This is a genomic window from Nostoc sp. FACHB-892 (assembly GCF_014698795.1).
GTDB lineage: Bacteria > Cyanobacteriota > Cyanobacteriia > Cyanobacteriales > Nostocaceae > Nostoc.
Genome location: NZ_JACJTR010000064.1, coordinates 1 through 25,098, shown reverse-complemented (window position 1 = coordinate 25,098; position 25,098 = coordinate 1). Strand labels below are relative to the sequence as shown.

Annotated in this window: 22 protein-coding genes, 1 tRNA gene and 1 pseudogene; 15 read left to right on the top strand and 9 right to left on the bottom strand. The window is 40.3% G+C overall.

Features of this window, described 5'->3' with window-relative positions:
- From H6G96_RS36520 to cruF, 4 genes are all read left to right on the top strand, one after another.
- A partial coding sequence (locus tag H6G96_RS36520; protein ID WP_190918879.1) for a response regulator occupies nt 1–385 on the top strand: 385 nt, incomplete at its 5' end.
- A gap of 312 nt (nt 386–697) precedes the next feature.
- Nucleotides 698–913, top strand: coding sequence for a hypothetical protein (locus H6G96_RS36515; RefSeq protein ID WP_190918876.1), 216 nt, complete (start codon nt 698–700; stop codon nt 911–913).
- 123 nt (nt 914–1,036) lie between these two features.
- Nucleotides 1,037–1,855, top strand: a complete 819-nt coding sequence (locus tag H6G96_RS36510) for a fatty acid desaturase (protein ID WP_347242324.1) — start codon at nt 1,037–1,039, stop codon at nt 1,853–1,855.
- 95 nt (nt 1,856–1,950) lie between these two features.
- Complete coding sequence (cruF, locus tag H6G96_RS36505; RefSeq protein WP_190918871.1) at nt 1,951–2,850, top strand: gamma-carotene 1'-hydroxylase CruF; 900 nt, start codon at nt 1,951–1,953, stop codon at nt 2,848–2,850.
- 85 nt (nt 2,851–2,935) lie between these two features.
- Here the strand turns inward: cruF and H6G96_RS36500 are convergent, their stop codons facing one another.
- From H6G96_RS36500 to H6G96_RS36490, 3 genes are all read right to left on the bottom strand, one after another.
- Nucleotides 2,936–5,263, bottom strand: coding sequence for an NACHT domain-containing NTPase (locus H6G96_RS36500; RefSeq protein ID WP_190918869.1), 2,328 nt, complete (start codon nt 5,261–5,263; stop codon nt 2,936–2,938).
- A 458-nt stretch (nt 5,264–5,721) separates the two neighbouring features.
- The gene (locus H6G96_RS36495; protein ID WP_242063570.1) at nt 5,722–6,162 is read right to left on the bottom strand and encodes a response regulator; all 441 of its coding nucleotides are present in this window, start codon (nt 6,160–6,162) and stop codon (nt 5,722–5,724) included.
- 101 nt (nt 6,163–6,263) lie between these two features.
- Nucleotides 6,264–6,662, bottom strand: a complete 399-nt coding sequence (locus tag H6G96_RS36490) for a hypothetical protein (protein ID WP_190918865.1) — start codon at nt 6,660–6,662, stop codon at nt 6,264–6,266.
- Between the two features lie 181 nt (nt 6,663–6,843).
- Between H6G96_RS36490 and H6G96_RS36485 the strand changes: the two genes are divergently transcribed.
- A complete protein-coding gene (locus H6G96_RS36485) occupies nt 6,844–8,145 on the top strand; it encodes an APC family permease (RefSeq protein WP_190918863.1) in 1,302 nt (433 codons plus the stop codon).
- A 797-nt stretch (nt 8,146–8,942) separates the two neighbouring features.
- On the opposite strand, the gene H6G96_RS36480 is transcribed toward H6G96_RS36485, so the two are convergent.
- Nucleotides 8,943–9,015 (bottom strand) — tRNA-His (locus H6G96_RS36480).
- A gap of 124 nt (nt 9,016–9,139) precedes the next feature.
- On the opposite strand from H6G96_RS36480, the gene H6G96_RS36475 reads away from it, so the two are divergent.
- The 3 genes from H6G96_RS36475 (at nt 9,140) to cobA (H6G96_RS36465) (ending at nt 11,403) form a co-directional block, all read left to right on the top strand.
- Nucleotides 9,140–9,523, top strand: coding sequence for a DUF4359 domain-containing protein (locus H6G96_RS36475; RefSeq protein WP_190918861.1), 384 nt, complete (start codon nt 9,140–9,142; stop codon nt 9,521–9,523).
- A 336-nt stretch (nt 9,524–9,859) separates the two neighbouring features.
- Complete coding sequence (locus H6G96_RS36470; RefSeq protein WP_190918859.1) at nt 9,860–10,627, top strand: sirohydrochlorin chelatase; 768 nt, start codon at nt 9,860–9,862, stop codon at nt 10,625–10,627.
- On the top strand, nt 10,624–11,403 hold the full coding sequence (cobA, locus tag H6G96_RS36465; RefSeq protein ID WP_190918857.1) for a uroporphyrinogen-III C-methyltransferase: 780 nt from the start codon (nt 10,624–10,626) through the stop codon (nt 11,401–11,403). The genes H6G96_RS36470 and cobA (H6G96_RS36465) overlap by 4 nt, the downstream gene beginning before the upstream one ends.
- Nucleotides 11,404–11,432: 29 nt before the next feature.
- Here the strand turns inward: cobA (H6G96_RS36465) and H6G96_RS36460 are convergent, their stop codons facing one another.
- A complete protein-coding gene (locus tag H6G96_RS36460) occupies nt 11,433–12,053 on the bottom strand; it encodes a hypothetical protein (protein WP_190918856.1) in 621 nt (206 codons plus the stop codon).
- A gap of 414 nt (nt 12,054–12,467) precedes the next feature.
- Here H6G96_RS36460 and H6G96_RS36455 point away from each other — a divergent pair, with 414 nt between their 5' ends.
- From H6G96_RS36455 to H6G96_RS36425, 7 genes are all read left to right on the top strand, one after another.
- Entirely contained in the window at nt 12,468–13,436 is a 969-nt protein-coding gene (locus tag H6G96_RS36455) for a homogentisate phytyltransferase (RefSeq protein ID WP_190918855.1), read from the top strand.
- 3 nt (nt 13,437–13,439) lie between these two features.
- The gene (locus H6G96_RS36450; RefSeq protein WP_190918853.1) at nt 13,440–13,910 is read left to right on the top strand and encodes a tetratricopeptide repeat protein; all 471 of its coding nucleotides are present in this window, start codon (nt 13,440–13,442) and stop codon (nt 13,908–13,910) included.
- Nucleotides 13,911–14,498: 588 nt separating this feature from the next.
- The gene (locus H6G96_RS36445) at nt 14,499–16,652 is read left to right on the top strand and encodes a hybrid sensor histidine kinase/response regulator (RefSeq protein WP_199339844.1); all 2,154 of its coding nucleotides are present in this window, start codon (nt 14,499–14,501) and stop codon (nt 16,650–16,652) included.
- A 169-nt stretch (nt 16,653–16,821) separates the two neighbouring features.
- Complete coding sequence (locus H6G96_RS36440; protein WP_190918851.1) at nt 16,822–18,048, top strand: tetratricopeptide repeat protein; 1,227 nt, start codon at nt 16,822–16,824, stop codon at nt 18,046–18,048.
- Nucleotides 18,049–18,205: 157 nt separating this feature from the next.
- Nucleotides 18,206–19,837, top strand: a complete 1,632-nt coding sequence (cobA, locus tag H6G96_RS36435; RefSeq protein WP_190918849.1) for a uroporphyrinogen-III C-methyltransferase — start codon at nt 18,206–18,208, stop codon at nt 19,835–19,837.
- A gap of 91 nt (nt 19,838–19,928) precedes the next feature.
- Entirely contained in the window at nt 19,929–20,513 is a 585-nt protein-coding gene (coaE, locus tag H6G96_RS36430) for a dephospho-CoA kinase (protein ID WP_190918848.1), read from the top strand.
- 785 nt (nt 20,514–21,298) lie between these two features.
- Nucleotides 21,299–21,604: a hypothetical protein gene (locus H6G96_RS36425; RefSeq protein WP_242063569.1), complete on the top strand. Its 306-nt coding sequence runs from the start codon at nt 21,299–21,301 to the stop codon at nt 21,602–21,604.
- A 165-nt stretch (nt 21,605–21,769) separates the two neighbouring features.
- Here the strand turns inward: H6G96_RS36425 and H6G96_RS36420 are convergent.
- From H6G96_RS36420 to H6G96_RS36400, 4 genes and pseudogenes are all read right to left on the bottom strand, one after another.
- Nucleotides 21,770–22,119: pseudogene (locus H6G96_RS36420) on the bottom strand (DOPA 4,5-dioxygenase family protein).
- Between the two features lie 377 nt (nt 22,120–22,496).
- Entirely contained in the window at nt 22,497–23,033 is a 537-nt protein-coding gene (locus H6G96_RS36415; RefSeq protein ID WP_190918885.1) for a universal stress protein, read from the bottom strand.
- Nucleotides 23,034–23,618: 585 nt separating this feature from the next.
- Nucleotides 23,619–23,870 (bottom strand): hypothetical protein, encoded by a 252-nt coding sequence (locus H6G96_RS36405; protein WP_347242323.1) that lies wholly within the window; start codon nt 23,868–23,870, stop codon nt 23,619–23,621.
- Nucleotides 23,871–24,124: 254 nt separating this feature from the next.
- Nucleotides 24,125–24,640 carry an HNH endonuclease family protein gene (locus H6G96_RS36400; protein WP_190918844.1) on the bottom strand — a complete coding sequence of 172 codons (516 nt, stop codon included), beginning with the start codon at nt 24,638–24,640 and terminating at the stop codon, nt 24,125–24,127.
- Nucleotides 24,641–25,098: the final 458 nt, after the last annotated feature.

Sequence of the window (25,098 nt, the reverse complement as noted above, 5' to 3'; positions counted from 1 at the left end):
CATCTTGGCTGTAGATGATCAAGTGGATAGCCGCGACTTAATCAGGTGGATGTTAGAAGACTTCGGAGCTGAAGTAGTAATCGTGACATCGGCAAGGGAAGCGATCGCTGCTTTAACTGAATCTCCTAGCAAATATGATGTGCTTCTAGCAGATATTGGGATGCCAGATGAGGATGGTATTTCCCTGATTCGTCAGGTGAGAGCGCTTGAAGCTGAAGCTGGGGGACAAATTCCAGCAGCAGCAATCACTGCTTATGCCACCGAACAAGAGCGGCAAAAGGCAATTGATGCTGGTTTCCAAATGCATCTAGCTAAACCGATTCAGCTTACTCAATTGGTATTGATGATTGCAAATTTGAGTGGACGAGTCACAAATAATTCGTAATTCCTAATTCGTAATTCCTAATTGAGGTACAGAGCAACCAAATTTTAATTATGAAAAAGTAAAAAATGTGGGGTGTCCAGATCCCCAACTTCTCAAAGAAGTCGGGGATTTAATTTTTCACGGAATAATTTAGGATTGCCAGATCAAATGTTTGAATAAACGTTTGAATTACATATAAGTTGTATAGTCTCCACCTAAAACATTCTCAAGTTATAGATGATGTTTGACATCTTTACTTAAAAAGATACAAAACATGTTTGATTTATTCTACTAAAACAGAAAGTATCAACTATGAATTGAGGAGTTTTACGCATGACTGCAACCTTCATGAAAATGCCAAAGTTTGGCAATACCCAATGGGTGAGCTTTGTTGGTGGAGAAGGGATTGTACGCAGCTACACACCTGAATCTGGCACATGGACGTATCTTATTGAGATGGCATTAGGGCGAGAGCCTGACTTTGGCAGAGTTGGTGCAGAAACCATGATCCTCCTCACCGAGGCAGATTTGCGGACGACAGGCTTTTGACAAGGCTACAACCTAGTATTCTTCTCATCCACTAGCTGACTTAGTACAGGGTTGATTTAAATACAAACACGCAAGCATTTTTAAGGAAGATTTGTGACAGTTGAATCATTTAGCTCTACCTCAATAGATAGAAAAACACTCGTATTGAATAGGAGAAATGTAGCTTTTTTTAGTACCATTCATGCTCTAGCCCTGCTTGCTCCCTGGTATTTTTCTTGGTCAGCACTAGGTGTGGCGATCGCACTTTATTGGTTGTTCGGCAGTATTGGTATTTGCTTAGGCTATCATCGCTTACTCACACACCGCAGTTTTCAAGTCCCGAAAGCGTTGGAGTATGCCTTTACGTTTTTAGGCGCATTAGCCATGCAAGGCGGCCCTATCTTCTGGGTAGCAGGACATCGTTTGCACCATGCTTTTACCGAAGATATAGACAAAGATCCCTACTCTGCCCGTCGTGGTTTCTGGTGGAGCCATATTCTTTGGATTCTCTACCCCCGCGCTGAATTTTTTGCTACCGAGACCTATCGTAAATATGCTCCCGACTTGGCACGCGATTCGTTTTACTCCTGGCTCGATCGCTATTTCTTACTGCTGCAACTGCCGTTAGGAGTTCTACTGTATGTACTAGGTGGCTGGTCGTTTGTAGTTTATGGGATATTTGTCAGAATAGTTTTACTCTGGCACACGACTTGGTTAATTAACTCAGCGACGCATTTGATTGGGAATCGAACATTTGAAACCGAAGATGGATCTCGTAATCTCTGGTGGGCAGCACTCCTAACGTTTGGGGAAGGCTGGCACAACAATCACCATGCTTACCCCAACGTGGCAAAGGCTGGCTGGCAATGGTGGCAGGTAGATGTGACGTGGTGGGCAATTCAAACACTGAAGACACTGGGGTTAGCCAAAAAAGTGGTAATGCCTCCTGCGAATCTCAACTGAGGCTCGATTGTATTCAATGACTTTCTAAATATGTTCTTAATTTGGAACTTTTAGCAGCTGAGTAGCCGCGTGTCATATCTTGTTAAGGAATTATCATGAGACAACTTGTTATTGCTGAACGCGTAAGCCTTATTGGTCATCTCGTGTCAACGGTATTTGGATTGGTAGGGATACTACTGGTTGTACCTAATGCCCAAGTAATTTTCAACTTATCCAAGGTTGGACAAACTGCCATCCAATGGAGTATGGCAGGAGGCGGGGTAGTTTATATGATTTTAGGTGCGGCAGGTGTTTTCTTGTATGCCACGCGGATTTTGGGTTTAGGTCGCGCCTTAGCATTTCTGTTGCCATCAGTATTTATTTCTCTAGGAAGTGAATTACTAGGAACCAGTACTGGTTTTCCATTTGGCCATTATAGTTACCTAAACGGTTTAGGTTATAAGATTGCGGGTTTAGTCCCATTTACAATTCCCTTGTCGTGGTTTTATTTGGGATTTGTTTCTTATCTGCTAGCACGTACAGGTTTAGAAGTGGACAAAAAACCCAACTTGTGGCGTCATATAAGTGCGATCGCTTTGGGTGCTTTATTATTAACCTCCTGGGATTTTGTTCTCGATCCTGCAATGAGTCAAACTTCTCTACCCTTTTGGTATTGGCAACAACCAGGCCCCTTCTTTGGAATGCCTTACCAAAACTTTGCGGGGTGGCTGGGTACTAGCTCAGTATTTATGACTATGACTGCACTGTTGTGGAGAAATAATCCAATTAACTGGGAGCGATCGCAACTTAATATACCTTTTGCAGTTTATTTAAGTAACTTTGGTTTTGCTACAGTCATGAGCTTAACAGCTGGATTCTTTGTACCCGTGTTGTTAGGCTTATTACTGGGTGTCGCTCCCGCAGTGCTGCTGTGGTTGAAAGGCTCGTTTACACCTGGACAAATTCCCACTGAACCACCAGAAATCTCTGTAGCTAAAGTCATTGCAGTGAAATGAAAGGACATTGAGCATTTGGTACAAGAGGCAGAGCAGCAAAGGGGGCAAGGGGAAAGACTTACTACAACTTCTCCTCTGCTCCCAGCTAAGAGCCTCCTGCCCCCTGCCATTCCTGCTTGGAGAGTTTTTTTCTCGGCAACAACAAACTAGCTTCAATCTCCTGCCGCACAACGCCTGTTACCTCACAGTTGCTATTAAGGCAATCGAGAAGCAACTGATTGGCATCGTAATATTGTTGCAATACTTGCTGTTGCTGTGGGCTGAAGTGCCAGTGATGCTCAAGCTCAATGTTTCGATGCTTGGCGATCGTGGCTTTTAACAGTTCTATCCAGGCAGGATAACTTCTGTGCCACCATGTCTGAAACCTTTCTCTACCTTGTTCTGGATCAGGCAATAGGTCTTTAAGTTGTTGTAAAGCTTGATGTAAGCCAGCATCTTCAACGATCACTAAAGTATAACTCAAAGCATCATCGCAGGCATGGGCATCGGCAAAATTAGATTTGCAGTCAATAGTGCATTCCATTACTAGGTTATCTAATGCCGCATCCAAAAAAATACCCTGTTCAAGGATGCAGACAAGAGCAAAGTGCCAGATCAGATGAGGAGTTCGAGCCAGAGCAAGGTAAAACGCGCAAATTGTAGCAGGCTGGGGGGGAGCGGCAAGGGACTTTTGACTTGCCCAAGTTAAAAATTTTTGCAGATATGTATCTTCAGCCACTAGCGCATCAACTTCTTGCTTCATCAACAGTACTAAAAAATCCGCACTCCGCAGCATGGCAACCGTTAACAAAAAGATTTCGCGCCACCTAGGTTCAGTAATATGACTCACCAGACGTTCTAACGGTTGTTCTAATGCTTGTAAATTATAAGTAGCAACGATTTTTCGAGCAGTCAGGTATTCTTGAAACGTCAAATAAGAGAAGGAGAAAATTCCCCGCACTCGTTCTGCTAGTAATCCATGTTGTAACTCTATCGCCTGAAGTACCTCTTCACTATCTAATTGCAATTCCTCTGGTTCCGTCGAAGCATTAGGTAAATCACAGATATAATCGCTAATGTATTGTTCAACAATGCGTTGTTCAAAAAAGTAATTACCCTGGTCAAATGTCGCGCTAGCAACCTGACTCAGCAACTTCAGATTTTCTGATAATAAGAAACCTTCGTACACTTCATCCCGTTCAATTGCTTTAGTTTCATCCCATTTGCCCAGCAGGAGGTCTAAACATTGCTTATAAAACGCAATTTTTTGGTTTGGGAATTTGTTCTGGTGATGAAAAACCCAGCAGGCGAGATGTAAAAACAAGGGGGAAACGGCAAGTCTACGAAATTGTAAGTTTTCGGGTAAATCTAGTTTCTTAATAAACTCAATTGCCTGTTCTTGTTTATTCTGGATGTTCGTTTTTGTAAGTGCTGTAAACCACTTCTGAGCAAAAGCAACAATTTGGTCTTGACTAAATGGGGCAATTTCTACATCTGTAAAGCGTCTAAGGTTGAAAGCTTTAGCCGCCGTACGACAGGTGACGACAAATATATTCTTTTGATACTTTTCAGAGAATCTGCGAATCTCATTGGCGACACCCTTTTTTTCTTGATGAAGCACTTCATCTAATCCATCTAGCAACAGCAGCACTCTGCCTGATAACAACAAAGTTTCCAGCACAGATGGATCTGCAATCTCACAGGTAAGGAATTCTTTGCAAATATAGTTGAGTAAGTTGAACTCTCCTACTTCTCTAGATTCGTCGGCAAAATCTCTTAAGGTGACAAAAATGGCAACCCGATTTGCAGCAAATCTACCTCGGTTGCATTGAATCGCCAGATGTTGTAAAAAAGTGGTTTTACCTGCTCCCGGTTTACCCAACACCCGTAGCTTTGAGTAAGTTTGAACTGCCGTGATCCCCGCCATTTGTGTTTGGGATACTTCACCTAAACCAAAGCGATCAAATTCTTTTGATGTAAACTTTTGCAAGTCAGCAAACTCTAACCACTGAGAGCTTGCAATCTCCTCCAAAATGTTGACATCTATATAAATGTCGTCGATTCTAACGGGGCGACTAACATCTAATAACTGCAAAGTGCCGCACTGATCTTGAATTTTGTCAAAGCGTTGCGATCGCACTTGTTGTACTAGAGCATCAATATCTAAAAATTCAGCAGCACCAAGTTCTTTTGATTCGCTTGATTCTTCTGGAGGATTAGCCGCAATTTCCCGCCAATTCAACGACAACACAGAGCAAATTTCTATAAAGATATGACGGTCAACCGAACGCCCAGTAAAAAACCGCCAAATTGGTTGGCGAGTTTTTAAGTTGACTTCAAAAGCTAAATTGTCTTGTGTCCACCCCTTATGAGCGAACGCTTTTTTGGCTTGTTCAATCCCGGCGAGTGATGCTTGGAGCGATCGCTTGACCATAGAACGTTAGACACATCAAATAAGAATTATTCAAGTTGACATTATTGCGACATACAGTTTCGGAACTACTTAGAAACTATTTGAGTTATTTTTAAATGCTAATGATTTATTTAAAGCATTTTCCACTAATATCCTCTCATTGCATTGTTCTCAGTTAAACATGATTGGTTTAAGTGTTATTTTTAACTTTTTATTTTGCGTATTAAAATTTTGTGGTATATTTAGTAACTCTACTGCTGCGGCAATCTAAACTTTATGTAAGATTAAATAGTCGCTTTTATTGTACCACTCCTTTACGGTTGTGTATAAAGTTAACCTAATATTATTGTTATAAACTAGCAAGAGAAATGAAACCAAACTGATAAGCTAATTAAGTTCAACTCATAGCCTTAGAACTTAAGAGCAATTAGATAGCGGTAAACCACAGGTTCACAACTTTCGCACGCTTGTTGCTGACTTTAGTCCATATAATCACGGCTGGATAGTAACTCAACTATCACACCCTCTATTGACTCTAGATTTTCAAGCTTGACTAGAAATCGATCAAAGCCTGCATTTAAAGCCTTACTTTCGGAAAATTCCCGTGTGTAAGAAGTAATAGCGATTGCTGGCAACTGCCGGAAGTATGGGCTGGAATGTCCTCGAATTTTCTCAATCAACCAATCTCCATTATAATCAGGCAACTTGACATTGGATACCAGAATATCGGGATGAAAAGATTCAAGGATAGCGAAGGCTGTTTCTGCGTTGGTGAAAGCCATTACCTCTGCACCTGCTGTTTCCAGAATGAAGATGAGCAGGTCTGCAATGTCTGGCTCATCCTCTACCAGCAAGATCCTGATTCCAGCAAGGCCCTGTCGTGAATTTAACTTACTTTCTCGATTTCTCGTTTGATTCATCCTCATGCCGTCCTATAGTTTGCTGATATAGCTTACCTGTAGAGAGCAAAATAAGCCTTCAGTCTAATTGAATAAATTTATCTACCTCCAATACTGTGCAGCTAATTGCGGCGGCTCCTGTCGGCGTTCAAGCTCCTGAATGTGACTGTACAGAAAACGAATGACCCAACACGTGAGTTAACGTTCATAGCTTGTTCTAATGTTGTTGGCATTGAGTTGGCAGTAAGAGAAAATTGAAACCTACCATCGAGTGGGTTAGGCGATCGCAACCACATGGAGCCAACGCTACAGGGGTCAATCAGCGTGGAACTGATCGTCATGCCAAGGAAAAACCTTCCACAAGCATCTACAGGGTTCTCTCTTGAGAAAAGATGAAGAAGGCGATTGGTCAAAAACCATCCACTTTCTTTAAGCAGATTTGCCCAGCAAAGGCACTCAGGTACTAACCCCGCTTCTAAAAAAATCAGAACTGCTAGGTGGTAAACCCACGATGTCTGCATAGGCGGCAGCGATCGCGCAAGCACTGATTGGAATCGTCACTAGCAGACCCACACCCAGCAGCAAATTAAAGAATTATTGCCAGAATCTACAATAAAACTTGCAATATCTGATTTCATTACCAGAATAAAGATGTTTAAAAAGTTAGCAGTTGAGTAAAAAAAGAAAGCTCTTAGGCGTTGTATGGAAACAAATGTAGTAGAAGCAGATTCACTCAAGCGAGTGTTTGGATTACCAACTCTGGTGATTTACGGAGTGGGTGACATTCTGGGTGCGGGAATTTATGCGGTAGTCGGAAAAATTGCCGGACTTTCCGGCACTTTGGTTTGGGCTTCGTTCTTGACCGCTATGATTGTGGCGGCATTCACGGCTTTAAGTTACGCCGAACTGGGTAGCCGATTTCCACAAAGCGGTGGAGTTGCCTGCTTTGTCCACAGGGCATTTCGCACTGACTGGCTCTCAATATTGGTCGGCTGGTTAATGTTTTGTACGTGCTTGGTTTCAATGGCGACGCTCTCGAAAGCATTTGCTGGTTATCTCAACGCTTTTGCACCAGCGATTCCAGCTTGGCTAATTATCCTGGCGCTTTTTTCGGTGCTGGCATTTGTCAATTTTAGAGGCATGAAGGAGTCGTCGGCTCTGAATATTTTTTGCACATTTGTTGAGGTTTCCGGTCTTTTGATTGTAATTTTGGTTTCAACTTTGTTTTTGAGCGGTGGTGGCGCAGCTAATGCTGCTGCTGTCCCTAACGAGCAAGTCACAGGTTGGAGCGCAATGGTTCAGGGAGCGGCACTGGCTTTCTATGCCTTTATTGGATTTGAAGATATTGTCAATGTAGCGGAGGAAGTTAAAAATCCCGAACGTAACGTGCCAAGAGCGATCTTACTTGCCTTGGCGATCGCGGGCGCGGTATATATACTCGTCTCCTGGCTTGCTATTGGGGTACTCAATCCCTCCGAGCTTGCTGCTTCAAGTGCTCCGTTACTCGATGTAGTTCGTCGAGCGCAGCCTAATTTTCCCCAGGTCGTTTTTACAATTATTGCTCTATTTGCCGTACTTAATACGGCGCTGCTAAATTTTGTCACGGCATCGCGGCTGTTGTTTGGGATGTCGCGTGAAGGACTGCTACCAGCTTGGTTAGGGAAATTACATCAACGCAGAGCCACGCCTTATCGAACGCTGCTGGTCATTTTACCAATTGCCATTTTTCTGGCGCTTTCTGGAACGCTGCAATTTTTAGCAGGAACCACCGCCACCTTGATTCTGGCAATGTTTTGTCTTGTCAACCTCTCGCTGCTACTCATAAAACGCCGAGAACCTGAAACTAACGGGTTTCGGATTCCCTATATAGTTCCGGCGATCGCGTTGCTGTTAGATATCGTTCTGCTTGCTTTTGCTTCTCCAGTAAGTCACATTTTGGCGCTGGTGTTTGTAGGAATTGGAATGCTTTTAATTCTGATCCAAAAGGCTTTCAGAAGAGTGTGATGCTCGACATTTGTTGAGATTGCTCATGAACATTCAAGAAGCTTTTAATAACGTTGCCGCAGATTATGATAACTTGCGCCGCATCTTAATCTCCTGTTTTGAGCAGTTTTGGAGGATGTCTGAAAAGTTTTGAGGAGGTAATTTTTATTACGCAAGCTGTTTTAACATTAAACGAATCATTGCAACATAAATAAAAGCCTCTGTTGTCTCAGGTAAAATCTCATAGTCCTTGCTAAGTCTGCGGCACCAATTAAATTAATCAAAATTCCTCTCAACCAGCCAAAGCCTCTGGTTGTAAACGAGAAAGCCGAAACCCTGACTTTTAGGTAGGGGCAATACCCTGGAGGAAGGCGCTTCTCTAAGCTGTTACGCATTTAACTTGAACATTTACATGAAGGCTGATGACTGATAACCGTTAACCGTTAACAGTTAAGACCGTAAAGAGTGTTTATACAATTTAGGCGCGTATCAGCTTATCTCTACGAGACGCTTTGAGTAGCTTGCTTTCCCGTATGAGTATGGCTCTATATTAATTCTTCCTACAAGATGTAATCTTAGGTAAGCGCTAATTTAGTACAGAAGTGGACATTGCACACTTAATTTTCAGCGAACAAGTAAATTTGCTTATATACATCAAGCTAAATTATAAGCTAATCTGATAAATCATAGTGGATTTTCGACCCTTTCAAATCCATGAACTCGTAGATGGCAAATCCTTGCTAAAGTGATGGTTATGAATCGTCAACACTACAACCTATCTTCTATAGCAATTTGTACATCACTATTAAATTCTATAGGGCGAACGATGGGACTCGAACCCACGAATGGTGGTACCACAAACCACTGCCTTAACCACTTGGCTACGCTCGCCATTCAACAATTTGAATTATAGCAATAATTTGGCAAGCGATCAAGAGTTTTTCTTTAAGGAACGGACTTAGTTGATTTAGAGTCTGTGGAATCTAACAATTACAATGTATATTACTTGGCAAACATGAAACCCTTAACGATCATTGCATATACTGGAGCAGCAGTAGGACTGACCGCCTTGGGTGTGACAATGGCGAAGACTAATCCCAGTCAGGTTGAGTATGAAGAATATGCAGTGCAACGGCTTACAGAATACTTAAAAACCGATGTATGCAAAAAAACTACTAATTTTATAGAAAATTTAATCCGTTTTAATTGCGAGAAGTTGGTTGACTCCGCTAACCCGCAAATCCAAGAAATTATTGCTAGGACTACAGAAAGACAAAATTATATTATTTTTAGCATTTACCGTACAGATTTAAAAATAAGCTCTTGGATACCTTCTTACAAATTTGAAACCGTGGGAGCTTTTGATCAATTTTATACTTACACTGCCGAAGAACAATAAGGCAGGCAGCAGAGGGCAGGGGACAGGAGAAGCAGAAGCTGATAGTTGTGTTGGATGTAGAAATTGAGTAATTTAATTTTTGGAGTTTACGATAAAAGTGATTATAACTACTTGTACTTAGGGACTTCCAACTAAAAAAATATTCCATTGCGACTGTTAAATGTTGACCATTGACCGTTCACAGTTAATAGTCAACGACCTTAAACAGAATAATTTATTTTTTGGAGTTCCTTTAGTAATTGATAATAGTTTCAATAATTACCAGAGTACTTATTACCACTAGCTTAATATTAAGTAAGATATGAGAATTAGTCACTGAGAGTTCAAGCTTTGCCGATGTCATCTGCGTATCTGCTAGTATCTCACGGAAGTCGCGATCGCCGCCCAGAAATTGCTATGCAGCAACTAGCAAAGCTGGTATGTAATAAATTGCCAAAAACCCACAACGCACTAGATAGCGGACATTTGGTTGGCATAGCTGCTTTGGAAATGAATCCTCAGCCTTTACACGAGCAGATTCAAGAATTTGCCAAGAGCGCTTTTCGCGATACCTGCGGTGAGCTACGCCTACGCAAACCATCTCAAAACCAAAATCGCCTGAAAATTGTACCGCTATTTCTGCTGCCAGGAGTGCATGTCATGACAGATATTCCAGCCGAAGTAGCACTAGCACAACAGGCTATTGGTCAAGATATTATGATTGAGGTGCAACCATATTTAGGCTCTCACCCTAATTTAGAGAAATTGTTGGCAAAGCAAACAGCTGCTATAAAAGCAGAAGCATGGATTCTCTTAGCACATGGTAGTCGTCGCCCTGGTTCTAAAGAAACTGTGGAAGCAATGGCGGCGAGTTTGTCAGCAGTGACTGCTTATTGGGCTGGGCCTCCTAGTTTAGAATCACGGGTGACAGAGTTGGTAGCTGCTGGTTATAAAGAAATTGCAATTTTGCCATACTTTTTATTCACTGGTGGAATAACCGATGCGATCGCGGCCTCAATAGAGGAGCTAAAATTACAATTTTCTGCGGTGAATTTCCAATTGGCACAGCCACTGGGAGCAAGTGCAGAATTAGCCGAGCTAATTTGCGATTTAACAGATAGATGAACCGCACAGAAAAACAGGAGAACAAGTATTTGGGAAAAGTTTATTTGGTAGGTGCGGGGCCAGGAGATCCGGGACTAATTACCCTGAAGGCAAAAGGTTTGTTGGAATGTGCAGATGTAGTTATCTATGATGCTTTGGTAAGTCCGGCAATTCTGGCAATGATTAATCCCCAAGCCGAGCAAATTAATGCTGGTAAGCGGAGGGGGAAACATTCGCTGTTCCAAGAAGAAACAACTCAATTGCTGATTGAGAAAGCGCAGGATCATGCAATTGTGGTGCGGCTAAAGGGTGGCGATCCTTTTATTTTTGGCCGTGGCGGTGAAGAGATGGAAGAGTTAGTCGACGCTGGAATATCAACGGAAGTTGTGCCCGGCATTACATCGGGGATTGCAGCAGCAGCTTATGCAGGTATTCCATTGACTCATCGGCTGTATAGTTCTTCCGTGACATTTGTTACTGGTCACGAGGCCGCGGGTAAGTATAGACCGAAAGTGGATTGGAATGCGATCGCTCACGGTTCCGAAACCATTGTAATTTATATGGGAATTCACAATCTGCCTTATATTGTAGAACAGTTAAGTGCAGCTGGGTTGAATATAGAAACGCCCATTGCTTTAGTGCGCTGGGGTACGCGTCCAGAACAAGAAGAATTGATTGGTACTTTAGAGACAATTGTAGAGCAGGTAGAAGAAACTGGATTTGGTGCGCCTGCGATCGCAGTCATTGGACAAGTAGTAAATATGCACGAAATTTTATCTGGTTGTCGTCCAGTTTAATGGTTGACACAAAGTAAAATCCAGTGTCTTTAAATTTCTCTAATCCAAAATGCCAATCCTCCTCCACGACCACGAGCTGCAATGAAATCTTCCGTCACTAAAAAGAAGGCAAAGAAAGGTAGTTTAGCTATGGGCTGATCGTAGAAATCTTCTGTTTGAACTTTACCAGAACGCATTGGTCTGTTGTAAATAACACGACCAAACAGACTAATAAGCATCTGGTTAAAGTCAAACGCCAATAAATTTTTCTTACTAAAATATTGCACTGGCCCCGTGAGGTTCAACAACATTGGGCCCAATTCAACCTGATTACAAATTACGCCCCTATCTGAATCCTGTTCTAAAGTGGCATTAAAGGAAACATGGATTTTTATAAATTTGGGTACATATAAACCCTTGCCTAATACAATTCCCCCACGCTCTCTGACTTTCTTAGTGCCAGTGGCAAAGCAAAGTTGCCATTTACCTAGAAGAGACTCAAAAGGATCAGTTGACCGTTGCTGCTTGGCAGATTTTTCTGCTTTTAGCAACGCATCTACTAGTATTTCAGGACTAGGAACTGTGCCTCTGTGTCCTCGATACGCAGCCGCAGTCTGGGATAGCACGGTAACAGAGTCAAATGTTGCTTTAGATGTCAAATCAACGGTCATAATTTAACTTATTTGCTTTTCTGATAGATTGTACCGTTATGGGGAGTAGCGAGTGGAGAGCCAGGAAGAGGTATTTTCATAGTTGGTTGTCAGATTTTTTCGAGATAAAGCCTCTTCCATAAAGTAGACTGATCCTCTATCCGTAGGTGTAGCTGGCTTTTGAGTAGCATTATGGTAATACTACCTCCCCGACGAAAGCTCTTGTTAATGACCAAATTCTGTGACAATGGTTAACAATCTGACAATTTATGCAGTGTGGAAAGTTAACGCGAAACCTAACCCTCCAGCTTTTGTAGGTAATGGGGAGAATTAACAGCTTCTCAAGAACAGGAGAGAGGAATAGAAGTGAGGTTTTCCAAATTCCGTGAAAAGTCAGGGTTAACAATAAGCCGGAATACTGAATTTAAGGTACTCATGAGCCAGAGTTCTCAAAACAGCCCTTTGCCACGCAAACCCGTTCAATCATATTTCCATTGGTTATACGCTTTTTGGAAATTCTCTCGTCCTCACACAATTATTGGTACAAGTCTGAGTGTGTTGAGTTTGTATTTAATTGCTATTGCCATTAGCAATAATACTGATTCTTTATTCCCTACTCCCTATTCCCTATTCCCTCTCTTAGGCGCGTGGATTGCTTGTCTGTGTGGCAATGTCTACATTGTGGGGCTGAATCAATTAGAAGATGTTGATATTGACAAGATTAATAAGCCTCATTTACCGTTGGCATCAGGTGAGTTTTCTCGAAAAACAGGACAATTAATTGTTGCTTTTACTGGGACTTTGGCGCTAATTGTGGCGTGGCTAACTGGGCCATTCTTATTTGGTATGGTAGCAATTAGTTTAGCTATTGGTACTGCTTATTCTTTACCGCCCATTCGCTTAAAACAGTTCCCCTTTTGGGCAGCGTTGTGTATTTTTTCGGTGCGCGGCACGATTGTTAATTTAGGATTGTATTTACACTATAGTTGGGCGCTGAAACAAAGCCAAACAATTCCGCCTGTGGTGTGGGTGCTGACGTTATTTATCTTGGTATTTACCTTTGCGATCGCTATATTTAAAGATGTACCAGATATAGAAGGCGATCGCCTTTATAATATCTCTACTTTCACTATCAAACTCGGTTCGCAAGCTGTGTTTAATCTAGCTCTTTGGGTGATAACTGCCTGCTATTTGGGGATGATTCTGGTTGGGGTGCTAGGCATCGCCTTAGTTAACCCTATATTTCTAGTAATTGCTCATTTAGCGCTGCTAGTTTGGATGTGGTTGCGGAGTTTGGCAGTAGACTTACAAGATAAAACTGCGATCGCCCAATTTTACCAATTTATCTGGAAACTATTTTTTATCGAATATCTGATTTTTCCTATTGCCTGCCTTTTGGCTTAAACAATGCTAGAAAATCCCACTAGTTCTATTATCCCTGCTCTTGTAGTTGTTCTCAGTCTGTCAATTCTTGGTTATTTCGCTTGGAAAACTTTGATTACCTCAAACCTGTTTCAAAAGGGAGTCAATCTTGCTCAAGCAAAAGATTACCAAGGTGCAGAAGCAGCCTTTCGCAAAGTGATTTCCATCAATTCTACTAATGATGTGGTGCGCTTGTTTTTGGGAGATGTTTTAAACCAGCAAGGGCAAATAGAGGAAGCAACAGAATTATTCCAAGAAGTGATTCGTCGCAGCCCAAAAAATCCTGATGCTTACTTGCGTCTTGCAAATATTCTCATGCAACAAGAGCGAGAAGAAGAAGCCAAAACTAACTTGCTACAAGCTAAAGATTTATTGCAAAAACAACGCCAACCTGAAAAAGCTAAAAAAATCACTCAACTGTTAGATAAAATGAGTGCTAAGTTAAGTCAATCTTAAGTTAAGCCAGAATTGCGGAGATTAATTTTTCCGTAACTTCTCTTAATTTTTTCCATTCTCTTGATGATTGTGAGAATGGTTTTTGTTTTGGAATTTCCCAGTATCTGCCGTAACTATGTTCCCAGTTTTCGCAAGTTTTATCACTTTATTTATATTAAAATTCCAATCTTATGAGCTATAAGTTTTATAGCCATAATTAATTGATTTAGGGTTTACAAAAGAAAATTTTGAAGATTTTAAAATCTTGTCTTTTTACAAAAACTTTATACGAACAGTTATTTTTTGTTTGTAAAGATATATTATAGTCTTCTTAACAAGTATAATAACTAGACCACTGCATCAGTAATATTTTAGGACTAAAATAATATAGAGATTATGATTTTAATATTTACTGGATAAGCTAGTACAGCCGAGCGCTGCAACGAGGATGCTCATCTGTGGTTAATTGTTTTTTTCTGTATTGTTACCTGTGTAGTTTAACAGCCAGCCGGTTTCGATTAGCTTTTAATATCGATGTGCAAACAACTTGGCTAATTAAAAAAAGAAATTTAGTAGTAGATTTTATAGATTCAAAAATATCAAGTTTTTATGTCAGACATAATATCACAATTGTGGACTAACTTTTTTACATCAGGATCATTTATTCCACATGGACACTGCTATCTATGGCAAACGAATTTAGTTTGGTTACATATATTATCTGACGGCTTTATTGCACTAGCTTATTACTCAATTCCAGCTACACTATATTACTTTGTCCGTAAGCGGCAGGATTTACCGTTTGATTGGATTTTTCTGCTATTTAGTGCATTTATTGTAGCTTGCGGCACTACTCATTTAATAGAGATTTGGACACTTTGGTATCCAACCTATTGGGTATCAGGGTTTGTCAAAGCCATAACTGCCCTAATATCTGTAATTACGGCATTACAACTTATGCCTCTAGTTCCACAAGCACTAGCACTTCCTAGTCCTGCTCAACTAGAACAAGCCAATCAAGAACTTAAAACACAAATAGCTGAACGCTTACGGGTAGAGAAAGAACTGCGAAAATACCAGAATCATCTAGAAGAAATGGTTGCTGTTCGCACCAATGAACTTACCAAAACTAACGAGCAATTGCAACAAGAAATTCTTGAACGCCAACGTATCTTAGAAATTCTCCGACAAAGTGAAGAACGCTACCGTTACCTAGCTGAGGCAATTCCTCAACTTGTATGGACAACCAATGCTAACGGTGAGTGTGATTTTTTTAATCAAAATTGGTGCGAATATACTGGGCTAACATTAGAGCAGTCCTTGGGTTCTGGTTGGTTGGCTGCATTGCATCCAGATGATATCAAAAATGCTAATGAAGTATGGTCTAATGCTGTAAAAAATAGCACTATATATAACAATGAATATCGCTTTAAACGGGCTTCTGATGGCTCCTATCGCTGGCAGCTAGCGCGAGGTTTACCCCTCAAAGATGAGCAAGGTATTGTAGTGAAGTGGTTTGGAACATGCACAGATATCCACGAACAAAAACAAATACTTGAAGAACGGGCACACCTACTGGAATTAGAACAAGTTGCACGAGCTAAAGCAGAAACAGCCAATCGAATTAAAGATGAATTTCTCGCCGTCCTTTCTCACGAACTACGCACTCCATTAAACGCAATTCTCGGCTGGTCAAAGTTGTTGCAAGCCGGCAGGTTAAACCAAGCAAAGACATCTGAAGCACTAGCCACAATCGAGCGCAATGCCAACTTACAGGTTCAACTCATCGAAGACTTGCTGGATATCTCTAGAATTTTACAAGGCAAACTGACGCTGAATATTACGAAGATTAACCTAGAGTCTATGGTATTATCTGCACTACAGACAATGCATTTAACAGCAGAAGCAAAGTCAATTGAAGTAAGTACAGTATTTGAACCTCTTGTGGGACAAGTCATGGGCGACTCTACTCGTTTGCAACAAGTCGTCTGGAATCTCCTTTCTAACGCTGTCAAATTTACACCCAAGGGGGGAAAGGTAGAAGTGCGACTAAAGCAAGCTGATGGTTATGCTCAAATCATAGTTAGCGATACAGGTAAGGGAATTAGCGCTGAGTTTTTGCCATTCGTATTTGATTACTTTCGCCAAGCAGATAGCACCTCTACTAGAAATTTTGGTGGATTAGGACTAGGATTGGCAATTGTGCGTAATATTATCGAAATACATGGCGGCATCGTCAAAGCAGATAGCCACGGTGAAGGCAAAGGGGCAATATTTACTGTTAGCTTGCCGCTTCTGCCAGATGAAAGCCCAAGAATGACGAATGAACAAAAAGACCCTGCATTCTTAACTTCCACCTCTTTACGCCTTAGTGGTATCAGGGTTCTAGTTGTCGATGATGATGCTGATTCACGAGATTTTGTGGCTTTTGTATTAGAGCAAGATGGAGCTTGTGTTTTCACGGTATCTTCCGCATTTGAAGCATTACAAACCTTACCACAGGTAAAGCCAGATGTATTGGTCAGCGATATTAGTATGCCTGAGATGGATGGTTATATGTTAATACATCGAGTGAGAACTTGGACACCAGAACAAGGTGGGCAAATTCCAGCAATTGCCTTGACGGCTTTTGCTAGAAATAATGACCAGCATAAAGCACTAAAAGCTGGGTTTCAGATGCATTTATCCAAGCCTCTTAACCCAGAAAAATTAGTTGCAGCCATTGCTAAACTTGTCGAAACAAAAATGTCACCAATTACTTAAAAAATAAGTTTTTAATCGTAAAAAATTTCTATCTATTGTGTACAAATACATGATTATATAAGGGTACACTTGTATCAACTTAGGTTAATCATTTATAATTCCTGCTAGAACCACGCCAAAGCTACATAACTCGATATTACATATAAACCAAGCAGGTAAGGTAATAAAAATGCTGAAAAACAAGAATCTATTGGTAGCAGCTATTATCTGCTTGTGTTTAAGTAATGGGGATACTGCCTTTGGTAAAGATGCTGGCGTTGTTTTATCAAAAATTCCAGGCTCAAATCAAGCAGATCCTGGGAATAAAAACGCAGTCGCTAACTTCGAGCAAGGAACCAATCTCTACAAACAAGGAGATTTCAAAGGAGCAGAAGCGGCTTTTCGGAAAGCAATTGAACTAGAACCGAACTTTGCACAAGCTTATATTGCCTTAGCAAATACTCTCGACGATCAAGGTAAACCACAAGAAGCGATCGCACATTACAAAAAAGCCATTAGCCTTGATCCTAAAGACTCTAGAGCATACTTTAATTTGGGTTTGACTCTAGCAAGGCTCAATCAATTAGAAGCTGCGATCGCACAGTATAAAAAAGCCATCAGCCTTGAACCCAAGTATGCAGACGCTTACTATAACTTAGGAAATGCCTTATATGCTCAAGGCAAGCTAACCGAAGCAGTCACCCAATATACAGCAACTATTCGCCTCAAACCCAATTATGCCCCAACTTACACGCGTCTGGGAAATGCTCTGTATGATCAAGGTGAGTTAGAAGAAGCAGTTACCCAATACAAAAAATCCATTAGCTTTGATCCCAAGTATGCAGATGCTCACTATTACTTAGGTAACGCCTTATATGCTCAAGGAAAACCAACAGAAGCAATCGCCGAATATACAACAGCCATTCGCCTCGATCCAAAAAATCCAGCAGGTTATAACGCCCTAGGAAATACTCTACACGCTCAAGGCAAACTAGAAGAAGCGATCGCCCAGTATAAACAAGCCATCAGCCTTGAACCCAAGTATGTAGACGCTCACTATAATTTAGCAAGCGCTTTTTACGCTCAAGGCAAGCTAGCAGAAGCAATCGCAGATTATACCGAAGCGATTCGCCTTGATCCCAAACATGCACAAGCTTACACAGGTTTGGGAAATGCGATGGATGATCAAGGTAAACCACAAGAAGCGATCGCACATTACAAAAAAGCCATTAGCCTTGTACCTAATGATGCATTCACTTACTATAATTTAGGGATCACTTTGGGAAGAGAACAACAGTTGGAAGAAGCGATTGTTAATCTCAAAAAAGCCAGAGAGTTATTTCAAGCTGAGGAAAACAAGGAGATGGTTGAGCAAGTTAATCAGCTAATCCAAAAAATTAATACTCGAACGAATTGAATAAAGGAGATTGGGAATTGGGCATGGGGCATTGGGAAGTAATAATAACCTACATCATAAGCCCCCTCCTCGCTTGCGGAGAGGGGTTAGGGGTGGGGTTCTTTTATTATGGTTAATTGAGCGGACATGATATGAAAACCGCTATAAGTAATGACAAATGACTCAAGAAAAAGGTAAAGTCTACCTCGTAGGTGCTGGGCCTGGAGATGTGGCATACTTGACAGTAAAAGCTTACAATCTCTTAGCTGCTGCTCAGGTTTTAGTCTACGATGCCTTGGTAGATGCTCAATTATTGCAGTGCGTACCACCTGATTGCTTGAAGTTGGATGTGGGAAAACGCGGTGGGAAACCTAGTACAACCCAAGCAGAGATTAATAAGTTACTGGTAAAGCATTGTCAGCAAGGGAAACAAGTTATACGGCTAAAATCAGGCGATCCGTTGATTTTTGGGCGTTGTACTTCCGAAATTGAAGTGCTTAAAGCATCTGGTTGTGATTTTGAACTTGTACCAGGAATTTCCTCAGCCCTTGCAGCACCTTTGTTAGCAGGAATTCCCCTCACAGATCCGGTGTTGAGTCGCACTTTTGCAGTATTTACAGCTCATGAACCAGAGGTTTTAGACTGGGAGGCACTCTCACGGCTAGAGACATTGGTAATTTTGATGGGAGGGCAACATCTGCCAGAGATTGTAGATCAACTGGTGCGATACGGGCGATCGCACTTAACACCCATTGCCATCATCCGTTGGGCAGGAACTCCTCGTCAACAAATTTGGACAGCGCAACTGTCCAATATACTGGAACAAACCACCGAATTATCCATTTCTCCAGCAGTAATTGTTATTGGTGAAGTTGTTGGGCTACGGAAGTACTTACAACCTGAGAATATATATTTAGACGAAATTATCAGGCAGGAGCCTGGAGAAAGGCATTCCCAGACGGAACCTGAGAGTACTCCTACACCCCCACCTATGTTAAGTAACTTCCCGTCATCTCCTATTCCCCTCAGTGGCAAAACAATTTTGGTGACACGTTCAGTTGGACAGTCAAGCCAATTTAGCGATCGCCTCATCGCATTAGGTGCAACAGTCATCGAAATGCCTACCTTAGAAATCGGCCCGCCCTCCAGTTGGGAAGCTTTGGATGATGCGATCGCTCATTTATCTGACTTCGACTGGTTAATTTTCACTTCTACCAATGGTATAGACTACTTTTTTGAAAGGCTAATCGCCCAAGAAAAAGATACCCGTGCCTTAGCTGGTGTCAAAATTGCTGTAGTTGGTGAAAAAACAGCCCATTGTCTCAAACAACGCTCTCTCCAACCAGATTTTATTCCCCCCAACTTTATTGCCGATTCTTTAGTGGAAAATTTTCCAGAGAATTTGCATGGTAAAAAAGTTTTATTTCCCAGAGTTGAAAGCGGCGGCAGAGAAGTTTTGGTTAAGGAATTAACTCTTAAGGGAGCAAAGGTGATAGAAGTTGCCGCATATCAATCTTGTTGTCCTAGTGGTATTCCAGCTGAGGCAAAGTTAGCTCTCCAAAACCGCAAGATAGATGTGATTACTTTTGCAAGTTCTAAAACTGTGCAATTTTTCTCTCAACTTACTGAAAAAATATTTTCCAACAACCCTGATACTAGTCAATTTTTAGAGGGCGTTTGTATTGCCTCTATCGGGCCTCAAACCTCCAAAACCTGTCATTTTTTATTCAGGCGTGTGGACGTAGAAGCCAAAGAATATACTTTAGATGGTTTAACCCAAGCATTGATAACATGGGCAACAAATTCTTAGATGAGGTAGATGAGGGAGCAGGGGGAGAAGAACTATTAATTATTACCCAATGCTTAATGACATATGACAAATGGCAGATGACTAATGACTAATGACTAAACGTATAATCGGCTTAACTGGCGGTATTGCCACAGGCAAAACCACTGTCACCAATTATTTAGCTAGCGCTTATAATCTGCCGATTTTGGATGCAGATATTTATGCTAGAGAGGCAGTATCTTTAGGTTCGCCTATTCTTAGTGCGATCGCAGGGCGTTACGGCGAACAAATTTTACTACCAGATGGCAGCCTCAACCGCCAAAAGCTAGGCGAAATTATCTTTAATCGTCAAGATGAACGCAACTGGATAGACAATTTGATTCATCCTAATGTGCGCGATCGCTTCCTGAAAGCAATTGCTATATCTTCCTCACAAACACTAGTGTTAGCAGTGCCTTTATTATTTGAAGCTGGGATGACCGATTTGGTTACAGAAATTTGGGTAGTGCGTTGTTCTCAAGAGCAACAACTACAAAGATTGATACAACGAAACCATTTAAATAGAGAACAGGCACAAGCCAGGATCAACAGCCAATTATCTATAGAAAAAAAAGTGGCTAATGCAGATGTCGTTTTAGATAACTCTTCCACCCTAGAAGTACTGCTTAAGCAGGTAGACTTAGCTCTAAAAGCATAAGTAGAGACTAGTACCGCAAGGCGGAAGTCAAAAATAAAAAGTCAAAAGTCAAAAGTTTTATGGAATAAGCTCTTTAAGGCTTTTCAATGGTCTGCTTATTTACGCTGTGCTGTACTAGATAGTATTGAGCTTAAAAAATATACATACAATCCATTCTCAAAACATAAAATGTTTATATATTAAATACTATTTAGTTAAGTAAAAAATACTAATATCTGACCTAATGTTGTCTAAAAATTCGGTGGTTTTACAGTGGAAGGTGTAGTTTTGGGTAATGTAAATTTAAGTGGTTAGTCAATAAAAAACTGCTATATGCCTCAGATATTGTACTGAAAAATATCATTGTAATGATGCTCAAACTTCAAGTATAAAGTGAGCAATAGTTAACTTTTACCTAATATATGCGAAATTATGAATGACCTCAAAGGTTTGTTGAGCAAAAGATATCATTGTTAAAAATAAAACATTAATAACCAATAATTAAGAATTAAGAAAACTTACTTCTTAAATCATCCTTCATAATTTAAAATTATTTTACTAGAGTACCCTGTCAACAAAGTGCTTGTAATTTATTTTTTGCTACTTGTAAGTATAGGCATTTAATTAGACATGGGTGATGTATTGGCTTTACTAACTGCCAATGCAGTTGATTCCTGACTAAATTATCCACCTGTTCGATTCTGAATTGGTGATTAAAAGGAATTTTAATTCACCTAGAGTCCAGAACTTTTCGCTATAGATTTCTTCTTGGGGAGAACTCACTTATGTCTTTGATCAGGACAAGTATGAACTTAAGTTTTAGTTTTTTAAGTAAGTTAGCCCTAGTTAGCTTTCCAGCAAACGAATTAAAAAAGAAGCATAAAATACACGATTATAGCCAACTAGTTTTGGGAAGCGATTACGTATTTGAGCGCCTCAATGAAGGAATGCTTGGGTATATGACTGGAATCGGGAAAGGTGTTAAACCCTGCGATCGCATTATTTTCCGAGAAGGTTGTGAATCTTATCAATATCAAGTTGAGGAAGTTGATTATTATTCAGATCCGTCTGATATGTGGATAGCTTTACTCAAGCAAGTACCGATTGACTAAATATGAAAGTCAACCAGTGACTTAAATTCTATAAGTAAAGATTTTTCCAAAGAATAAGATAAATGATATATCTATTTTAGATTTATCAAAAAATTAGCTATTAAAGTATTTCTTTCGTGGTATATTAATTAATATCAAATATTAAAATAAAGTAAACTACTTCTCTTAATTATATAAAATCGAATTAACCTGTTGAAGAAAGTCAATATTCAAATCTAGCTTTTCTCCTAGCCATAGAGAATGAACTGCGTGATCTGCCACAGCATCGCCTGTCTCAGGGTGGACGAGAATATCCAATCCCTCACGATTAAGCATTAACCAGGGAACGACTTTATCAAATTGACTCGGTAAGAAAGCAACTTGATACATCTATTTTGGGTAGGGCCCAATAGGCTTGTCAAACCAGCGTCCGAGTTGCACCTCAAACCTAGCACCCAATCCTTCACGTACACGCGCAGTACATCCCGACTGGCGGAATCGAAGTAAACATGAGCATGAAAACGAGTGATATCGATAGTAAGCTGATGCGCGCCTAAATTGTATAAACACTCTTTACAGTCGTTAACTGTTAACTGTTGACGGTTAACGCTTATCAGTCATTGCTCATCAGCCTTCATATAAATATTCAAGTTAAATGCGTAACAGCTCATCTTCCTTCATATATCTACTTTTCGCTCTCAACTCTAATTTTGGGTAGCGGACTTTTGCTTTCTCACGAAAAAAGCGATGTCTACGACGGGCTATGTCTACGCTCAATTTTACCTCAATACCGTGCAGTTAAGGATCGGTTATTGAGATTGACTCTACAGAGGTTATCGATTGAAGTGAGTAAATAGACGATAATCAACCAAATTTAGAGTTTGGCTGACTATGATTTATGCAATGTTAGTAGTTAGTTAACACTTAAAGTGCTTGTAGTTTCTTGGACAACTTCATCTGTTTTAAGAGTAACTGGAAGATGCATAATATGCACTGAACAAGGAGCATGGTGGAGAACGTAGTTACTCACACTACCGAGAAATAGTTCCGTCAGCCCAGAACGACCCCGACGGCCCATTACAATTAGATCAGCACCATAACTATGGGCTAAGTCGCAAATAATCCGACCAGGATTACCAATATTTTGTGTAAATTCAGTAGTTACACCTGCTGTAGTAGCTTCGGTACAGAAAGATTGCAACATCTGAATCCCTTTATTTTTAAATTCGTCCCACTGTTTTTGGTATAGTTCAAAGCTTTGACTACCAAATCCTGGGTAGTAGTCAAAATTAGACAGCATAGGTACGTAAGGACTACCCTCTTCTTCTGGAGATAGGACATGCAGTAGCATTAAGCTAGCTTGTGTTAACTTTGCTAAACCCAACGCTTCTTCAAAAACGTGTTGCCCTATTAGTGAACGATCTAATGCAACTAGAATTTTTTTAAACATCATATAGACCTCCGATTTAATTGGTAATTGGTCTTTACGGTTTCGGGTTTCCAGATGCTGAATTGTCAAAAATGACCAATCCCTCAACTATGTTTAGCGACTTGTGAATTTTAAATTTCTTACTTAAAGGTTTTCGCCCCATATTTATGTTTATAGCAAAATAATTTGAGGAACTTGTGAAGAAAACAAATATTTATCTTTGATTATCAGGGAGCATCCCGTTTTGGAAGAAATGTTTTTAGTCCCTCAGCATAAACCCCTCTGCCCAAGTTGGCATAAAGACTTTGAAGCTGGCTTGCAGGGGCTACGGGATAACGACGAATACGTGCTTTCAGCCTACTTAATAATTTCACTCAGTGTCTTCCACTGCCAAAAACTCATGTAACTCTTCTATAGTAAGTGAAGCATGGTAAATATTAGGTTCGATTTTATAGACTTCCAAAAAAGATGCGATCGCTTCATTAAGTTGCTAGATTGCTGCTTCTGGATTTATCCCTTGTCCTACCAGTCCATTTTCTAAGCATAAAGCAACCCAATAACCCGCACTCTTTCGCAAAACTGTTGTGTGGAAGTCCATAAATATTTTCAACTTGCCACATTTTCTTGTTTTAGTGATTGATAATATTTTAGGGCTTCATCTTTTGATAGTGGTTTTTCTTCCTCTACTTCCTCCATGAGTTTTGCTAAACCGTAATTCTCAAAAGTTTCTTCAATTTCTTCAAATTCAGCGATAGGAATTTGTACGGCAATAGGTTGTTGATTTTCGTCAAGAACATAATTTTTGTAACCTTCAAGCATTTTAGTAATTCCTATGTGTAAAAATCCATTGGTATTCACCTGTGAAAATTTTAGTGTCAGGTAATTAGATTTTAATAGTTTATGGCGATCGCATGAATTGACCTCTCCCCCAACCCCTCTCCGTTGGCGTTAGCCTGCCGCTAGGCAAGCGGAGAGGGGAGCTAGATTTCTCCCACTTCCCTTGTAGGTAAGGGGGTTGGGGGGTTAGGTTTGTGTGCGAAGTGCAAAGGTGCGATCACAAGTCTATAAAGGACTTAAGCAAGTATTGGTATTGTTTGAATGAAATACTTCTTTTATCTAGGCCAGACTTTAATAGCTATATCAGCTAAGTCTTCTGCACGCTTTTTAATTGCTTCTTCATTCCAAATATTTATTGGTCTAAAATAATGATTCAAGGACAAATTGCTAGTATTGAAATATGCTAGCTTTTGTGAAAAAGGTTTATTACCCATCTCAGAGTTATATCCTGTTAATGTGAGGTTACCTAACGTATGTAGCCATTTTTTCTGAACAGAAGCATGATTTACCCCTAACATTGTTTTCCATTCTTTATTTAATGTTTGGGGCATGATATGTTCAACAGTTAAACTCTCTGACTTAACTTTTTCTTTAGTCAGAGATGACTCTAGACTCTCTAAAAGAAGCTTCGCTCTATCACTTAAACTTGTAGTGTATACACCCTTGGTAATAATCCCATCACGCAATGCATCATCATCAGGCCAAACTTTGCTCTTATCATAACCCTTCAAGACTTGTTGTAATCCATCAACCACATCACTAGGATTTACTTTCTGGACTTCAGAGTACAAAGCGTTGAAAACTGATCCTAAAGTTTTGGTGGAAATTCCAGCAAATAAACGACGTACAAAATAAGACTCTAGATAACGTAAAATTTCTTCAAACTTATCAAGCGATAAGCGTTCCTCTTCATACTCGTGATAAACATTGAGTAGGAATATATGACAAGTTGTAAAGTCAAGCCTTTTTAATCGCTGGAAGCAATATCTTAATTTAATCTCTGGTTCTTGCTCACAGAAATTCAGACGCTGGTAATACTTGGCAAACTGTATAAGGTTTTGTAGCTCAGACTTTACACCAATCTCTGACTTATCAAAGCGTTTTTTGATATTTTTGTAAATTCAGTAAATCGCAAAGTTTTCCCAAGGAGCGATCGCTAACTTTGACCTGCGTAGATTGGAGTAACAAAAGCTACCATTAATATAATTAAAATTTATATAAAATAGAAAGCGGTAAAAAAATGAAATTA

Bases quoted from the DNA above. Each gene is read 5' to 3' on its own strand.
- H6G96_RS36515 (WP_190918876.1), top strand. From the start codon at position 698: ATGACTGCAACCTTCATGAAAATGCCAAAGTTTGGCAATACCCAATGG.
- cruF (WP_190918871.1), top strand. From the start codon at position 1,951: ATGAGACAACTTGTTATTGCTGAACGCGTAAGCCTTATTGGTCATCTC.
- H6G96_RS36500 (WP_190918869.1), bottom strand. From the start codon at position 5,263: ATGGTCAAGCGATCGCTCCAAGCATCACTCGCCGGGATTGAACAAGCC.
- H6G96_RS36495 (WP_242063570.1), bottom strand. From the start codon at position 6,162: ATGAATCAAACGAGAAATCGAGAAAGTAAGTTAAATTCACGACAGGGC.
- H6G96_RS36490 (WP_190918865.1), bottom strand. From the start codon at position 6,662: ATGCAGACATCGTGGGTTTACCACCTAGCAGTTCTGATTTTTTTAGAA.
- H6G96_RS36485 (WP_190918863.1), top strand. From the start codon at position 6,844: ATGGAAACAAATGTAGTAGAAGCAGATTCACTCAAGCGAGTGTTTGGA.
- H6G96_RS36475 (WP_190918861.1), top strand. From the start codon at position 9,140: ATGAAACCCTTAACGATCATTGCATATACTGGAGCAGCAGTAGGACTG.
- H6G96_RS36470 (WP_190918859.1), top strand. From the start codon at position 9,860: ATGTCATCTGCGTATCTGCTAGTATCTCACGGAAGTCGCGATCGCCGC.
- cobA (WP_190918857.1), top strand. From the start codon at position 10,624: ATGAACCGCACAGAAAAACAGGAGAACAAGTATTTGGGAAAAGTTTAT.
- H6G96_RS36460 (WP_190918856.1), bottom strand. From the start codon at position 12,053: ATGACCGTTGATTTGACATCTAAAGCAACATTTGACTCTGTTACCGTG.
- H6G96_RS36455 (WP_190918855.1), top strand. From the start codon at position 12,468: ATGAGCCAGAGTTCTCAAAACAGCCCTTTGCCACGCAAACCCGTTCAA.
- H6G96_RS36450 (WP_190918853.1), top strand. From the start codon at position 13,440: ATGCTAGAAAATCCCACTAGTTCTATTATCCCTGCTCTTGTAGTTGTT.
- H6G96_RS36445 (WP_199339844.1), top strand. From the start codon at position 14,499: ATGTCAGACATAATATCACAATTGTGGACTAACTTTTTTACATCAGGA.
- H6G96_RS36440 (WP_190918851.1), top strand. From the start codon at position 16,822: ATGCTGAAAAACAAGAATCTATTGGTAGCAGCTATTATCTGCTTGTGT.
- cobA (WP_190918849.1), top strand. From the start codon at position 18,206: ATGACTCAAGAAAAAGGTAAAGTCTACCTCGTAGGTGCTGGGCCTGGA.
- coaE (WP_190918848.1), top strand. From the start codon at position 19,929: ATGACTAAACGTATAATCGGCTTAACTGGCGGTATTGCCACAGGCAAA.
- H6G96_RS36425 (WP_242063569.1), top strand. From the start codon at position 21,299: ATGAACTTAAGTTTTAGTTTTTTAAGTAAGTTAGCCCTAGTTAGCTTT.
- H6G96_RS36415 (WP_190918885.1), bottom strand. From the start codon at position 23,033: ATGTTTAAAAAAATTCTAGTTGCATTAGATCGTTCACTAATAGGGCAA.